Here is a 15,704-nt window from a genome sequence, read left to right as displayed (position 1 = left end):
TGAATTTGGATAATCGTCGATAACTATCTATGCAGGCAGTTGGATCAGGAATTCAGTTCCCGCCCCCAAACTGGAGTTGACTAAAATCTGACCTCCATGTTTTTCCTCCACAATTTGACGGGCGATCGCTAACCCCAAGCCGGTTCCTTTTCCAACACCTTTTGTGGTGAATAAATGGTCAAAGATTCTTTCTTTCACCGCTTCGCTCATACCCTTGCCATTATCCCGAATCCGAATTTCGACGTGATTGCCTACGATGGCGGTCTGAATCTCAATACGTTGCGGGTTGGCTTCTAATTCAGCATAAGAGAAGCCTTGTGCCATTTCATCAAACATATCGATCGCGTTTGCCAAGATATTCATGAACACTTGATTCAATTGTCCAGGAAAGCACTCAACAGCCGGTAATGTTCCATACTCTTGAATAACTTGAATCGCTGGGCGAGCATCATTTGCTTTGAGGCGATATTTCAAGATGAGCAACGTGCTGTCGATGCCTTCATGCAGGTCAGCACAGACTTTATGCTCGGTATCGGCGCGCGAGAACGTGCGAAGACTATTACTAATTGACTTAATGCGATCGACGGCACCTCTCATTGAGTTCAGTACCTTCGGCAAGTCCTCGTAGATAAACTTCAAATCAATGTCTTCCGCATTGTCTTGAATGGGTGCAGCTGGGTCGGAATAATGTTGTTGATACAGTGCTAGGTGTCCGAAGACATCTTGCACATAATCGCTGGCATTTCTGATACTGCCATTGAGAAAGCCGATCGGGTTGTTGATTTCGTGAGCGACTCCAGCGACTAGGTTGCCTAAGGATGCCATTTTTTCGCTTTGCACCATTTGGAGTTGAGCATTTTGCAATTTGGCTAAGGCTTGTTCAAGTTCCTGAGATTTTTGCAAAACCGCATTTTCAGCCCGTTTGCGATCGCTAATATCTCGCGCCATTGTCGAGAAGTACTCAACTTCCCCATGACTCGATTTGTGGGCAAGCACCACTTGAGAAATCGGAATCTCCTGTCCAGTTTTATCGAGTACGGCTGTTTCACCGATCCACATCCCCGAGCGGACAGCTTCAGGCAAGGCTTGATTCGCAATGATCTCGATTGCCCAAGCAGGGTGGTGATCAGCAATATTCGTTTCTGTTCGATCGAGATGCAACAGATTGCGCCAAGCCCGGTTCACGTAAAGAATTCGTCCTTCCGGATCAGCGGTGCCAATAAAGTCTGAGGTACTCTCTAAAATGGCGAGTAACCTTGCTTGCTCTGCTTCAACCTTTTTGCGATCGCTAATGTCAATCACAATGCCATCCCAAACGACTTCGCCATCCTCCCGACGCTCGGGTTGAGAAATCGCTTGTACCCACTTCATGGCGCCAGTCGGTGTTATGATGCGCCACTCATGCCGAAATGGTGTGAGATTCTGAGCAGACGCTAGTACAGCTTGAAAAACTCCTTCTTGATCGTCGGGGTGTTCAAACTCTCGCAGGCTATACTTCCCACTCATCAGATCTTCTGCTGCGACCTCATACAGAGTTTGGCAGCCCGAACTTACATAAGGTATCGATGATGTGCCATCAGGCTGAATCCGAATCTGATAGATTAACCCTGGAATATTATCTGCAAGCTTCTGGAAGCGGGTTTCACTGACTTTTAACTGTTCTAAAGACTGTTCTAGCTGTTGTCCGTAGACTTGAGAGGCTTGGTAAAGACGCGCATTCTCTAAAGAAATTGCTGCCTGAGTACAGAGAAAATTGAGCAGGAGCAAGCGATCGCGCGTAAACACGCCACTCGTGGAGCGATTTTCTAGGTAGACCATGCTGATCAAATTTCCCCGATTCAGGATGGGCACGCAGAGGACACTTTTTGGCTGATGTTTGCTCAAATATTCATCAATTACGGGTAACTCTGTGTCGCAATTGTCAATCAGCACCATATCTTGGGTGCGTTTGACATACTGAATCAGTTTAATCGGCAGATGAGCATGATCCGCTAAGGGTTCTGTACGAAGTGCTGTCGCGTCAGCTGTGGCGATCGCTTTTACAATCCAGTCTCCCGCTTGATCGGGTAAGAGTACTGCACAGAGATCGCTGCCTGAGTATTGCAGAATCACTTGCGTCAGTTGATGAAGTAAGTCATCGAGTTGAATAGTTCCTGACAGGCTTTGGGAGGTCTTGAGGATCGCGTTAAAGTCTAACGTGAGATTAACGCTCATCTCAGAAGAATGATTTGAACTAGTAGCGGGATGGATCGAAAGTGGTAAAGCGATTGGTGCAAGAGTTTCGAGCACATTGAAAACTGGACTCACGGGCTGGAGAATTGGATGAAGTAAATCTGGATATCGGGTTTCCAGATCAGCTGTTTTGGCTTTGGCTCCCCAACGGCTGTAGCAGTAGTATGCTTGCTGTATGTAACTTGCAGCAATTTTGGCTTTGCCCCAGTGGAGGTAAAATTTTGCTGCCAGTTCGTTGGAAAGCGCTTCATCTTGAATAAAACGATTTTTCTTAGCAATGGCGATCGCGCGATCGTAAGCTTCGATCGCATTCGTTTTATCGCCGAGAACTCGACATCGTTCTGCTTCCACCAGTTCCCAACGATGTTGATGGTTCATTGGGGCTAAGGTTGCCCAATGGTGCAATTGGTCTTGATGCTCTTGCACTTTGAGGAGTATTGTTTGACGCTCTTCGTCTGCAACTTCTGAAACTTGAGCCAGTTGAATGAGTGCCTCAAACCAGGAGTAGAGCGGAACCATAACCGTTCCTAATCCGCCATCAAGGTATCGGGCAGTTTGGGCAGAGGTTTCGATAGCCTCCCGATTTTTCTCAAAGAGATAGTAAAGAATCGTTTGGTTAATGTGCCAGATAAACAACGCAGCGCGATGATTCATCGCTTTTAGCTGAGGCAAACATTGGTCGTGGTGAAAAATATCGCCAGTGAGCCGATAAGGAACTGCGGTCTGTCCTAGTAAATTCAGAACAGTTTGTTGATAGATCTCTTGGTAGGGTAGGCTGAATGTCTGTTTGTATCGCGCAATCGTTTGACGGTAAGCCTCCAAGGTTGGAGCCAAATCGACTAAGTCCTGCCCTGCATGATAGGCGTAATAACAATAAGCTGTTGCATTCAAGCTCAGGGATTCAATGTCTCCAGTTTCCAGCCCACTCTGGTATGCTTCCTGCAAAGGCGGAAGCATGTTAGATAAATGGGTTTTCCAATGTTTGATGTAAGTATGAACTACATACCAGGAACGACTCTTGAAGGGTTTGGCTTGTAGTTGTTCTAGTAAACTTAGCGCTAACTCTCCAAACTCATACCCGTTATCAATATCACCGATCACACAACTCAGAATCAAACCGTAGTCTGCGTAAGTAAAGATAGAAACCGGGCTGTTCCCAAATTGGATGGATAATTCAACTTGCTTGAAAATTAGTAAGGGCATTAAGGTCGGTGCTGCCATGTAAGCCGCAGACACCAATACCGTCAGAATTTCCATCGTAGCTAATCGATGGGAATCAGTCATTGCGGGCAGTTCGAGTAAACGCTGAGGTGCTTGATCTGCCCAAAGCGATCGCGTTACTCCAAAGGCTTGTCCAATGTCTGCTTGGGTGGGTTGGGCTGGAAATTCGATTCCTAATTCTTTTAAGACCTGTAAACCAACGGCGATTGAATCGAGGAATTGCCCTTGGACTTTGGCTCCCATGATTCGGATTTGCTGTACTTTGATGGTATCGAGTAAAGTTCTAGCATGGTGCAACACGATGCCTGCCCACTGTTCCATCTGCTCAAAATCTGTGTTCAGATAGCTAGCTTCAGCAATTTCTTCATGCAGTGCCAACATTAGTGGATAGTGGCTCTCCCACGCGGCTTCTGGCAAGAGTTCAATTCCTATCCTCAGATAAGCGATCGAGGCTCCATAAGCTGTCGAAGTCTTCGCTTTGCGGCCCGCTGCTACGTTTAACTCCGCCAGTTTTTCCCGTTCTGGCAGATGTGTGATCAAGGGAATGCCCACATTAAGATGATTAGCAATTTCAAAGAGGCGGTCTTCCCGTTCCTGCTGAGAAGAATTCTGGAGTAATAATTGCCCCATTTTTAGATGCGTAGACTGCTGCTGACCAGCAGCAATGAGAGAATAAGCAGCTTGCTGTACTCGATCGTGCAAGAATTTATAAATCACAATAACTTCGTTCTCTTGCGTATCTCGATCCTGCGATTGAAAGAACTTGTAGGTTTCATTGATCGGGAGAATCAATCCTTCTTGTAATGCCTTCCATAACTGACTTGCTGTTTCGATCGAGGATTGTTCTGCAACGATTGCCAAGGTTTTCAAATCAAACTGGTTGCCAATGCAAGCGGCAAACTTTAACACAGTCTGCGTCTCCACAGGCAGCTTCTGCAACTGCTGCGCCATGAATTCCACGACATCATCGGTAAGTGTTAACTGCCGCATTGATGCTAAATCACATTGCCAGTAGCCCAAATTAGCCTGGAATGTAATCCATCTCTCTTCATAAAGAGCTTTGAGAAACTGCGTCGTAAAGAAGGGATTGCCTTGGGTTTTTTGATAAATCAGTTGCGTGAGAGGACGTGCTAGGTCATCAGTGCAACTCAAAGTGTCAGCCACTAACAGATTTACCGTCATTTCTCTCAGAGGAGCAAGGGTAATTTTATTGATCGTGGCTTGTGCTTTCTGAATTTCTTCCAAGGTCAGCATTAAGGGATGGGCTGTGAAGACTTCGTTATCGCGATAAGCTCCCAGAATCAGTAAATAGCCAGAACTCGCTTGGCTCATTAACAACTTCACAAAGTTCAGTGAAGCAGAATCTGCCCACTGCAAGTCATCCAGAAACATAACCAGAGGATGCTCTGAGGTGCTAAACACCTGAATAAATTTCTGAAACAGAAGATTAAAACGATTCTGAGCCGCAGTGCCAGAAAGTTCTGGCGCAGGAGGTTGCACACCAAGAATGCGTTCGAGTTCCGGAATCACTTCAATAATGACTTGAGCATTCTCGCCTAAAGCTTTAAGAATCCGGGATTTCCAGGTGTGCAGTTGCTCATCTGATTCTGAGAGCAGTTGTGCCATCAAGTCGCGGAAAGCTTGAACAAAGGCAGAGAAGGGAATGTTGCGATTGAATTGGTCAAATTTGCCTTTGATGAAGTAGCCGCGTTGTCGCACAATCGGCTTATGCACTTCGTTGATGACCGCAGTTTTGCCAATTCCGGAGAATCCCGCGACTAGCATTAATTCGGTCTGTCCCTGCGCAACACGATCGAAGGCATCGAGCAAGTCTTGCACTTCCGCTTCTCGTCCATAGAGCTTTTCGGGAATGGTGAAGCGATCTCAGCGATCGCGAGTGCCAATCTCGAAAGGTATCACTGTGCCGATTTCTTTCAGTTGATGTAGGCAAGTTTCCAAGTCATACTTCAGACCCAAGGCGCTTTGGTAGCGGTCTTCCGCATTTTTTGCCATGAGCTTCAGCACGATTTCCGACACGGTGATCGGGATCTCTGGATTGAGTTCATGGGGTGCACTCGGGACTTTAGCGAGATGACTGTAGACGAGTTCCATCGGGTCATCGGACTGAAAGGGGAGTTGTCCGGTCAACAGTTCGTACAAGGTGGCTCCAAAAGCATAGAAGTCACTGCGGTAATCAATGCCCCGATTCATTCGCCCGGTTTGCTCTGGAGACAGGTAAGCGAGCGTTCCTTCTAAACTGTTCGGATTCTGGATTTCTTGGGTTTCCCGAGGAAGGAGTGACGCGATGCTGAAGTCGATCAGCTTGACTTGTTTCGAGGTGGGTTGAATCAGAATATTCGCAGGCTTGAGGTCTTTGTAAATGACGCGCTGCTGGTGCAAATCGTGTAGAATCTCCGTCAGCTGTAGCGCGATCGTCAAGACCTCAGACACGGACAGCGCGGACTGACGAGCATAGTCGTGAAGCGACAGCCCACCGATATCTTCCATGACTAAGACATAGCTGTTGCCATAGGGTTCAAGACTGTAGGGACGAATCACCCCTGGCAGGTTGAGGGCTTTGGCGATCGTGTATTGATTGCGAAAATGCAACAGATCGTCGAAGGTGGGATACTCCTGCTGTAGAAATTTCAGGATGACAGGACGCTGGCTAGACTCTTCCACCGCTCGATAAACCCGAGTGCGTGACCCAGCATACAACTGCTCCACGATCTCATAGCCAGGAAGGCTTGGAAAAGGCGTTGGATGCGTGTGAGTTGTCGGTGCCATAGGAAGGATGCGTCTCAAAAATCTAGGTTTTTTCTAGATTTCCCCTGACCTTTGGCGCGAGCAACAGGCATAATTTATGGTTTGGGCTGAAGATCACCTTAGTAATTGAGCTATGTCTAGTTTCTGAAAGGCGGCATCGACTCGGGAATGACGACTCCACCTTATTTTTAAGACTGTAAGAGAACTTTGAAGAAAACGGTCATCTCTATTGTTCAGTCTATCAATGAAAGAAATGGACAAAGTTCAGACATCTGAGCTTTGTCCAGCATTGGTGTGACAATGAGCAAGCTGAGCGATTAATTTCGAGGAGGAACTTGAATCCGAGCTGTACCAATTGGGATTTCTGCATTGAGTCCAACTTATTTAGCTGTGACACTATAGAGTAAAATTTCGCCTTCTTCCATGGTGATATCGGTATCAGAGAAATTAATCTCGATTGTTTTTCCTGAAATTACGGGCTGATTGAACACGACTGCTACTCTTCTATCAACTCTCTCAATTTTTGCAGGAATCATTTTACCTGTTTCATCAGCCACAGTGATGCTCCGAAACTTCGCCATTTGAGGAGGAACGAGAACCATCACATCTTGCAATGACATTCCTAAAACCATCACACGGATCAGATGATTTTCACCTCGAATTTCGGAACTACTGATAAAAGGGGAATTGAAGCTAAAAAACATCTGATTGTTCTAGGGTCTCACCAGAGGAGCGGTAGCAGTAGCAGGAAGAAATGTGGCTACTGAAAGTGCGATCGAGGATAGACCAACTAAGACAAAGCGTTTCATAAGAATTGCCCTGGATAAAAAGTGGTTGGATACGATTGAGTTCAGTCGAGTGTTGAATTGCCTAACTAGATAATGCTGTATGAAGCTCTAGAAAACCTGAGAGCGAGATTAAGGTTAGCTGAGAGATAGAGCTTGTAGGAAGGTTACTACGAGCATGAGGAAACTATGTTGTGCTTAAAAGATGAGGACTCACAGTTTAGGGTTTCTCAGCGTGTATAAAGTCATCTCTCATCAACCGTTAAAGCAAGTAGTGGATACTAGGCAAATTGCAGTCGTATATCCCGGTTGACCTAGGGATTAGAAGATTACCGTTTCTCTTAAAGATATGAACTTCTCAAATTTTGACCAACTTCCTACCGCCTTACAGACCGTCGTCACTCAGCAAACCTTGACGATAGGTCAGGCGCTCTTTCATAAAGGTGAACCTGCTGACACAGTATTTGTGATTCAGTTTGGACGGATTCGGTTACTGCATTACACCGAAAGTGGGCAGATTGTAAATCACTACCAAGTCAATCCCGGTGAACTTTGTGCAGAGTTGGTACTATTCATTGAGACTTATGCTTGCACTGCGATCGCGGAAGAACTCACTCAGGTTTTAGTTTTTCCGAAACAAGCCTTTCTGAAAGCACTGCAACAAGATTCGGATCTTGCGATCGCGTTTATGGCACAAATGGCGTATCGATTGCACTTGACAAAAACAATGCTAGAAGTCCGTGGAATTCGGTCAGCACGAGAACGGGTCTTGCATTATTTACGGTTTGTGATGCCAACGGATCAAAACTCTGTCCTCTTAAAGCAGCCTTTGAAGAGCATTGCCTATGATTTGGGGATCAGTCCGGAAGTATTATCGCGTACTCTGACTCAATTAGAGATCGAAGAGGTTATTTTACGGGAAAAACGTCGAATTACACTCCTCGAATAAGCTGTAGTCAACTTAAAATAATCTAAAGAATAAAGAATGCTGCAAAATTGATTTGAATCAAAGACAGGCAGAAAATTACCGCCTATTCTCGTTAAAACAGACGAAAGAATATTTCCTAAGTGATGAGAGCGCATGATCAACCAGCAGAGGATGCAACACGTCGATCAAAAGCAGAGCATTCTGGATTCTTTGACGACTTTAAGCTATCGTGCTCATGATTTAAGCAGCTATCTGCATGAAATTACCCGTGCAGTCAACCAACTCCTCGATTCTGATTGGACAATCGTGGCGCTCTGCGAAGGCAATACGATTCAGGTGATTGCGAGCAGTCTAGAAATCGAGACTGAGGCTGAAGTTTCGCTATATGGCACGCTCGCGGAAAGAGTTATGTAAAGTGGCGAGCCTTTTCTGATCGAAGATGCTGGGTGTGAAGCACTGCTAGAGACCTATTTTTGTTATCTAGGTGTTCCCCTTCGGACGGTTCCGGGCGAGATTGTGGGGACAATTTGTTCGTTTAGTCAGCAACATCACCAGTATAGTCAAGATCTCATCGCCTCTGTCGAACTCTTTGCCGAACGAGCAGCAACGGCGATCGATAACTATCGCCTCTATCAACAACAACAGCAGTTTAATGAACTGCTCGAAGCAGAAATGATCAAACGCACGATCGAACTCCGCGCCGCACAAGCAAAATTGATCGAGCAAGAGCGACTCGCCGCGATCGGAGAGTTTGCTGCGATGATTGTGCATGAAATTTGCAATCCACTCACAACCGTTCAGCTTGGATTAAATCATTTTTCAAAGCTTGACTGACCCGCATCGGCTCAAGCGCGATTGTCACTAACAACCAATGAAGCAGAGCGATTAGCAAATTTACTCGATGAGATTCTACTTTACTCCAAACCTCAAGTGTTGCAGCTCGCTGAAATCGAGATCAATGCTTTTGTTCAAGTCTTACTGATGCTGTTGCAATCTATGCCCCAAGCGCAAGAACGGAGGATTGTCTTTGTTCCTTGGGATTCACCAATTTATATCTTGGGTGATGCAGCCAAACTCAAACAAGTTTTCATTAATCTGATCCGCAATGCTTGTGAAGCGGTTGATCCTGGTTCAACAATTCTATGGACAATGAGCTTGTTGCCAGAGCAGCTTTGTCTCTCAATCCAGAATGGGGGTGATCCGATCGCGCTTGATAGTCTACCAAAATTAACACAGCCGTTTTACTCGACAAAAGCGGAGGGCACTGGATTGGGACTCGCGATCGTCAAACGCATTGTCGAAGCTCATCTCGGAAGTCTGAGTATTACTTCTTCTGAGCCTGAAGGAACAATTGTGCAAGTGCAATTGCCCCTTCAACACCAGTCTTATCAAACCTTAGTCAACCAAGAAGCCGAATAATTTAAGAAGAGATTGTGAAATGTCACCCCAAATTTGCACAGAGCACTAAGAGTAGTATCCTTGTTCAATAAAGGACAAATGGAACGAACAACAGAAGTAGCAATGTGGTAGAAAGTAGTCACGCTTAAACTGTTTGTGCTTCTGTCCGAATTGAAGGGTCATTTCAGGCTCCATCGCACTGAACAAAAGTAAGCTCAGTATGAATTCAAGACTTTGTAGAGGCTCTATAACTTCCTTCATATCAAAGGTAAGCTACTTCGCTTTGATTAAATCTATCTCAACCATAAGTCCTTGCCCTCTCACGGTATCAATGCTGCCTAGAATTATCTGATATATCTCAGGGCTTCTACTGAATATTTAACCTAAGCTTTACTAAAATTCTCCTATTATAAAGAGTCTATAAGCACTACTTCTCAGTATTACTGACAGTCATAAGTCACTGTAAGATTTGAACAGACTGCACTCGGCATCTCCACAGTGCATCTATAGCGACGCTGTTGCAATGAAATTGCAAAACTTAAGATAAATCTCAGGATTGGCTTGTTCATCTTCAACTTAAGGCTTAAATCTAATTCGTCTAAGCCTTTAGCGAATCTACCTGTACACTTTATCTATCTGTGTAGACGATGAGACATCATATAGTTTTAAGTAAGCCATTTGATTTAGAGCAATTCAGCGAAGGCGCAAGACAAGGAATAAATCCACGCCATGTCTTAGCAGACTTAAGCCAGAAACTTGATGCGACGATTCACAAAACCGGAAATCACCCGATCACGTTTCTCGATCGAGTGTTTGCGAAGTTCTTCGGCACGTTACCTGAACAATGGGCAATGGCTCGATCGATAGTGCCCCAACTCAGCAATGAAGATATCATCTTTTCCAATGGGACTGATGTTGGCTTTCCGTTAGCCATGTTGTGTAAGATTGCAGGCAAGCGCCCGAAGCTCGTGACGCATGTGATGGTTCCCGAAAACAGACGGGTACGTTTACTTCTGAAGTTGTTTGCGCTAGACACTCATATTGATGTTTTCCATGTCTACAACCAGAGTCAGGGCGACTTTCTTCAATCGTTCCTCAATCTCAGCAGCGATCGTATTAGTGTGCTCACGTTTCACACCGATACGGATTTCTTTTCCCCGGGTGCGCCTTCTCCGAGTAAATCCCGTCCTATCATTGCGAGTGCAGGCTTAGAGCAGCGAGACTATGTGACGCTTGCCGAAGCAACGCACGATCTTGATGTGGATGTGAAAATCTGCGCTGCTTCCTGTGCGGCAAAAGCAGCAGGATCGGGAGGATTTCCGAAAGTCATTCCGGCAAACATGGAAGCGCGATATTATGATTTTGCGGAATTGCGCCAGTTGTACCGCGATGCTGACATTGTGGTGGTGCCCGTCGTGGATCATACCTATTCTGCTGGAACAACGGTGGTCTTAGAGGCAATGGCATGCTGCAAGCCTGTGATTCTCACCAGTACACCGGGTCGTAACACAGCTTTGAGAGATGAAGGTGTGGTGAGAGGTGTGCCAGTCGGCGATGCAGCGAGTTTAAGAGCAGCGATCATGTCTTTGCTCAACAATCCCCAAGAAGCTGCGGCTTTAGCACAACGCGGACATGAAAAAGTGCTGCGGGAAAATGCTACGGAAAAACACTTGCAGTCCTTAATCTCCCTATTAACTGCCATGGAGACAGAATCAAGCGGCGATCGCGCTGTCACTGCAGAGGCTTGAGCCGTTCTATTACGGGCGCTTTGTCACTAATGCTGTTGTAGAACTTCTAACTTTGCCAGATTGAGCATACTCAGTCTGGCATTACAATTTCCTGGCTCATGCCCTGGCTACTCCCTGTAACTAGAGCAACTTGAAGGTCAAGTGACATTACAATTCTCCGAATTAACTTAATGGAGCAGTCCCAAAAGTTGCATTAAACTTGCGACACCAAATTACAGTGGACTGAAAGTTTTTTAGGTTAACATTGGCTGGAATCGCATAGCTTTGAGCACCATTAAACTTTTGTAAAGGTGCGAGAACGACATATTCTCCCTCTTTCAAGGGATAAGAAGGTGGTTTTGCAGATCCCAGTACATTGTTGGAGCGATGTAAAACAACAACTAAATCAGGTCCCAAACTAGAGGTTTTAAACCCTTGATCTAGTTCTAGGAAAGATTTGCCATTCTGAGTAACAATTTGAGCTTTTCCCTGGGTTGGATGTTCTCCAGACTGAAAACTGCCTGATTTTACAATGGTTGATGCTGGAGTTTTCGCTTGAGTTGCTAATTCTGGTTTTGCTGGAAGTTCCGGTTCCGTTGTCTGATTCTTAGCCATCGTTCCAACGCACCCAACAAAGATGAGAGAAGCTAGACTGAGTGAAATCCAATGTTTTACTTTCATGATTAAAGCTTGCTTGGATGAATACATCCCTGATTATGATGGTTAGGTTGAGCAGTGAGATGATGAGCGCTTAAACAGTCCAGAACAAAATGCTGATATTTCACAGAGAAAGTTTTCAGGTCATTTTCAGCGAATTCTCATCTTGAGGATTTATGGTGTTAGAGGCAGCAATACTTGAACGATCGTTCCTGTTGTCGCAGAGGATTCGATACTCAATTCACCTTCATGAGCTTCGATGATCCGTTTGACGATCGCGAGTCCTAACCCAGTGCCCGCTGTTTTTGTCGTGAAGAAGGGTTTCGTTAAGTTGGGCAGACTCTCTGTAGGAATCGGTTGACCCTGATTTTGAATGTGAATGCAAGCTTGATGATTTCTAAGCGTATAGAGCTTAACCGTTACTGTCTCTCCGGTATTGCTGGCTTCATAGGCATTGATGATTAAGTTAATGAACACCTGTTTCAGCTTATCTTGATCCGCTAAAACTTGAATGGGTGAGGATGCGATGTCCACCTTTAGGTCTTTCTCCGACGCAGCAGGAATGGTCTTGAGAGTATCAAGTGTTTCGGTGATCAATTGATCCAAAGCTAACTGCGATCGCTGTAAAGTTTGCGGTTTAGAATACAGCAAAATTTGGTTCAATAATCGCTGTAAACGGTCGGCTTCATCTAATGCAAGCGAAAGATATTCCTGAAACCGCTCTGTCAAATTGAGTTTTTTGAACGTATTTAGTCCCATTGAAATTGTCGTCAGCGGGTTTCGGACTTCATGCACAATCATCGCGGCTAGCTCACCAATTTCTGCGAGCCGTTCTAATGCTTTCTCGGCTTGTTTACGATCGCTAATATCACGGGTTACGCCTACAATCAGCGGTTGTCCGTTTGTATCTTGAGTTAATCCGATATTTGCAGTGAGCCAACGCCAGCCACCTTGTTTATGAGGAGCACGATATTCTGTTCCCGATTGTTTCTGTCCGGTTGAAAGCAATTGTTCGATCTCGCCAATACAAGCTTGAATATCATCAGGATGGATGAACGATGTGATCAAGTTTCCTTCCATTTCCGAAGGCTGGAATCCTAGCACATCAGCAACATTAGGAGAAACATAGGAAAATACATTGTCCGGCGTGATTGCAAAGATAATATCATTCGCATTCTCAACGATTGCTCGAAACTTTGCTTCTGCTTGTTTGAGTTCTGCTGTGCGCTGCTCAACCCGTTGTTCTAATTCAAGGTTAGCAGTCAATAACTCTGATTGGGCGGCGCGGAGTTCGATTGTGCGTTTCATGACCTCCGCTTCTAACATTTCATTGAATTGTTGCTGCTGTTGGTAAAGCTGATAGTTATCGATTGCCGTTGCAGCCCGTTCAGCAAACAGTTCTGCTAGCTTCACTTCGTTTTCTGTAAAGCAACGGGGCTGCCGTTGGAAAGAGCAAATTGTCCCAATCACGTCACCGCTTGAGGTTCGTAAAGGCACTCCTAAATAAGCCTGATAGCCTTCTGGTGCCTGACCATAATCCTTACAGGTACTTGCATTCTCGACGACTAACGGAGCGCCCGTTTTTACAACTGTACCAGTCAAGCTACCATGCAGCGAATACACCTGATTTGCTACTTCCCCTAGCTCGATCGTACTTGCCAGAATCCGCTCGCTATCCCCTTGGCAATAGGTCACAACCGACCAGTCTAACCCAATCAGTTCGCTAACTCCTTGCGCCACTTCATACAAATAGGAGCTGAGTTCGCCCGTTCGATAACTCAGGGAGGATAGAATTGCTAAGGTTCGCTGCTCCGGTCTCGAAGGAATCGTCATCATTGCTTCCGATACTCCTCAAGGAGCGATGTACATTATGATGCAATTAGTTTGATCAAGTCTGCAAGAAATGGGCGTCCTTCAACTTCTGATAAAGTATCCTAAAGTTCTTTTGATGGAGATTGCTGTTCTTTCAGCAAAAATTAACCTTTCTATTAGAACTGCATCATCTATGCAATGTGACTGAATTCAGGGATGCAACCAAAATTCTTAGAACTCAGTTTTTTTGAAAAACTCTGAGTTCTCGCATTGTGTAGCCTTTGCCAACGTTAGTGTACGATCGAGGATTGTCCATAACTTGATCATTCAGCAGCAGCAGCATGGCTGCTCGTAACATCCCAGTAGAGAAGTTTTAGCCCTGAAAGAACTCCGTTCGGTTAGCCTTTCAGCTTGGGCGAGACAGCATCGCAATGCTCCGCTTTAACCTATCTTGATGGAAATGCTGCTTGAATCAATCGCGTAGCGTATAGCCAACTCCCCGAACAGTATGAAGGAGTCTCGGCTCCTGTTCTTCTTCTAATTTCAGACGTAAATAGCGAATGTAAACTTCAATAATATTAGAATCGCCGATGAAGTTATAGCCCCAAACATGCTCAAGAATCTGATCACGAGTAAACACTTGACGCGGATGCCGCAAAAGATACTCTAGTAAATCGAATTCCTTTGCAGTAAGAGAAATCGATCGAGTGCCGCGATATACCTCGCGAGTCTTCCGATTCAGGCGTAAGGTATTGAACTGTAAAATCTCTTCATCACCGTCTTGCACTCGACGCAAATGAGCGCGGACTCTTGCGAGCAGTTCCTCAATGCTAAACGGTTTCACCATGTAATCATCGGCTCCTGCATCCAGACCCGCAACGCGATCGCTTACCTCATCGCGTGCCGTTAACAGAATGACTGGAACTTTACTTCCGGTCGATCGCAATCGCCGACAGAGTTCTAAACCAGACAATCCTGGAAGCATCCAATCGAGAATCGCCAGATCGAGCGTTGCCTCGCGAGCAAGCATCAAGCCTGACATGCCATCATGCGCGACACTAACCGTATAGCCCTCACTAACCAGTTCTAGTTCGATAAAACGAGCAAGTTTAACTTCATCCTCAACTAATAGAATATGAGCACTCATGATCGGGTTCCTACTGCTGGAAGTGTTAATGTGAACGTACTGCCTTCACCGGGTTGAGATTCGACAGTAATATTGCCGCCCATCCGTTCTGCTAATGTTTTTGCGATCGTCAATCCTAAGCCAGTCCCACCAGTTGTTCGTGCCCGCGACGGATCAGTTCGGTAAAATGGCTCAAATACAAAGGCTTGTTGAGATGGGGAAATACCGCTTCCGCGATCGCGCACTTGAATAATCGCTGTGTTGCTTTCTTGGTGGAGTGTAATGATGATTGGAATATCTAAATTGGAATGTTTAATTGCATTGCTAATGAGGTGATCTAGAATTTGCATTAAATAGTCGCGATTTGTTTGGACTCGGATTGGCGTTGTGGATAATTTGGTTTCAATATTACAAGACTCAAACTGTTCGGTCATATTGACGACATCGTGAACAAAATCGTTTAAAATAACGACTTCTTCATCAATCGCGATATTAATACTTTCTATGCGCGCAAGATCAATCAAGTCTTTTAAGATGAGCGTCATTCGCTCTGCTTCTGTGATTGCCATCGCAAGTGTTTCTTTTTGCGTATCTGTCAATGTTTGATTTTGTTTTTGACTCCGCTGGAGATAGCCGTAAATTAAACTCAATGGCGATCGCAGTTCATGAGCGACCGCATTCGTAAATTGTCGCTGTTGATCTTTAACCGTTGCTAGTTGAGTAACGATCTCATTCCAACGTTGCGCTAATCCTTTGATTTCGGTCGGTGCAGGGTATAAATTGAGCGGATAGGGATCTAGTCGATGAGTTGAAGAAGTTGTCCATTGATGGAAATGTCGTAATGCTGAAAGCAATCGCCAAACTAATCCGAGCATGATCAACATCAGCACGCCAATAAAAATTAAGCTTAAGGTCGTTAACTGAGCAGCGAGCGTGAGAAATTTTGCAGTGGTTGCTGCATCAAACGAACTCATCGACAGAAAGTTTTGCACATCTCGACGACTGAGAAAAACGAAACTCACAGCAGCGATCGCAGAAAAGATCACGATACA

General features: G+C 45.3%; 12 protein-coding genes. 5 read left to right on the top strand and 7 right to left on the bottom strand.

The window, feature by feature from the left end; all coding sequences use genetic code 11:
* Positions 1–27: 27 nt before the first annotated feature.
* The 3 genes from LEPBO_RS35800 to LEPBO_RS0101655 all read right to left on the bottom strand — a co-directional run bounded on the left by LEPBO_RS35800 (position 28) and on the right by LEPBO_RS0101655 (position 6,851).
* On the bottom strand, positions 28–5,325 hold the full coding sequence (locus LEPBO_RS35800) for an ATP-binding sensor histidine kinase (protein WP_225885750.1): 5,298 nt from the start codon (positions 5,323–5,325) through the stop codon (positions 28–30).
* Positions 5,326–5,337: 12 nt separating this feature from the next.
* Positions 5,338–6,240: a serine/threonine protein kinase gene (locus LEPBO_RS42145; RefSeq protein WP_017285790.1), complete on the bottom strand. Its 903-nt coding sequence runs from the start codon at positions 6,238–6,240 to the stop codon at positions 5,338–5,340.
* 359 nt (positions 6,241–6,599) lie between these two features.
* Positions 6,600–6,851 (bottom strand): hypothetical protein, encoded by a 252-nt coding sequence (locus tag LEPBO_RS0101655; protein WP_144056122.1) that lies wholly within the window; start codon positions 6,849–6,851, stop codon positions 6,600–6,602.
* Positions 6,852–7,353: 502 nt separating this feature from the next.
* Between LEPBO_RS0101655 and LEPBO_RS0101650 the strand changes: the two genes are divergently transcribed.
* The 5 genes from LEPBO_RS0101650 to LEPBO_RS0101640 all read left to right on the top strand — a co-directional run bounded on the left by LEPBO_RS0101650 (position 7,354) and on the right by LEPBO_RS0101640 (position 11,078).
* Complete coding sequence (locus LEPBO_RS0101650) at positions 7,354–7,953, top strand: Crp/Fnr family transcriptional regulator (protein WP_017285788.1); 600 nt, start codon at positions 7,354–7,356, stop codon at positions 7,951–7,953.
* A 150-nt stretch (positions 7,954–8,103) separates the two neighbouring features.
* The gene (locus tag LEPBO_RS44285) at positions 8,104–8,346 is read left to right on the top strand and encodes a hypothetical protein (protein ID WP_239741260.1); all 243 of its coding nucleotides are present in this window, start codon (positions 8,104–8,106) and stop codon (positions 8,344–8,346) included.
* 15 nt (positions 8,347–8,361) lie between these two features.
* Complete coding sequence (locus LEPBO_RS44280) at positions 8,362–8,766, top strand: hypothetical protein (protein WP_347276258.1); 405 nt, start codon at positions 8,362–8,364, stop codon at positions 8,764–8,766.
* A 21-nt stretch (positions 8,767–8,787) separates the two neighbouring features.
* Positions 8,788–9,351, top strand: coding sequence for a sensor histidine kinase (locus LEPBO_RS44275; protein WP_017285785.1), 564 nt, complete (start codon positions 8,788–8,790; stop codon positions 9,349–9,351).
* Between the two features lie 626 nt (positions 9,352–9,977).
* Positions 9,978–11,078, top strand: coding sequence for a glycosyltransferase family 4 protein (locus LEPBO_RS0101640; RefSeq protein WP_017285784.1), 1,101 nt, complete (start codon positions 9,978–9,980; stop codon positions 11,076–11,078).
* A gap of 162 nt (positions 11,079–11,240) precedes the next feature.
* Here LEPBO_RS0101640 and LEPBO_RS0101635 read toward each other — a convergent pair whose 3' ends face one another.
* From LEPBO_RS0101635 to LEPBO_RS0101615, 4 genes are all read right to left on the bottom strand, one after another.
* Positions 11,241–11,672, bottom strand: coding sequence for a DM13 domain-containing protein (locus LEPBO_RS0101635; protein ID WP_239741257.1), 432 nt, complete (start codon positions 11,670–11,672; stop codon positions 11,241–11,243).
* Positions 11,673–11,888: 216 nt separating this feature from the next.
* Positions 11,889–13,550, bottom strand: a complete 1,662-nt coding sequence (locus tag LEPBO_RS43245; RefSeq protein ID WP_148664747.1) for a GAF domain-containing sensor histidine kinase — start codon at positions 13,548–13,550, stop codon at positions 11,889–11,891.
* Positions 13,551–13,998: 448 nt separating this feature from the next.
* Positions 13,999–14,673: a response regulator transcription factor gene (locus tag LEPBO_RS0101620; protein WP_017285780.1), complete on the bottom strand. Its 675-nt coding sequence runs from the start codon at positions 14,671–14,673 to the stop codon at positions 13,999–14,001.
* On the bottom strand, positions 14,670–15,674 hold the full coding sequence (locus LEPBO_RS0101615; protein ID WP_172410476.1) for a sensor histidine kinase: 1,005 nt from the start codon (positions 15,672–15,674) through the stop codon (positions 14,670–14,672). Before LEPBO_RS0101615 ends, LEPBO_RS0101620 begins: the two co-directional genes overlap by 4 nt.
* Positions 15,675–15,704 lie beyond the last annotated feature (30 nt).

This window comes from Leptolyngbya boryana PCC 6306, assembly GCF_000353285.1.
Taxonomy (GTDB): Bacteria; Cyanobacteriota; Cyanobacteriia; order Leptolyngbyales; family Leptolyngbyaceae; genus Leptolyngbya; species Leptolyngbya boryana.
This window is presented reverse-complemented; position numbering and strand designations above follow the sequence as displayed.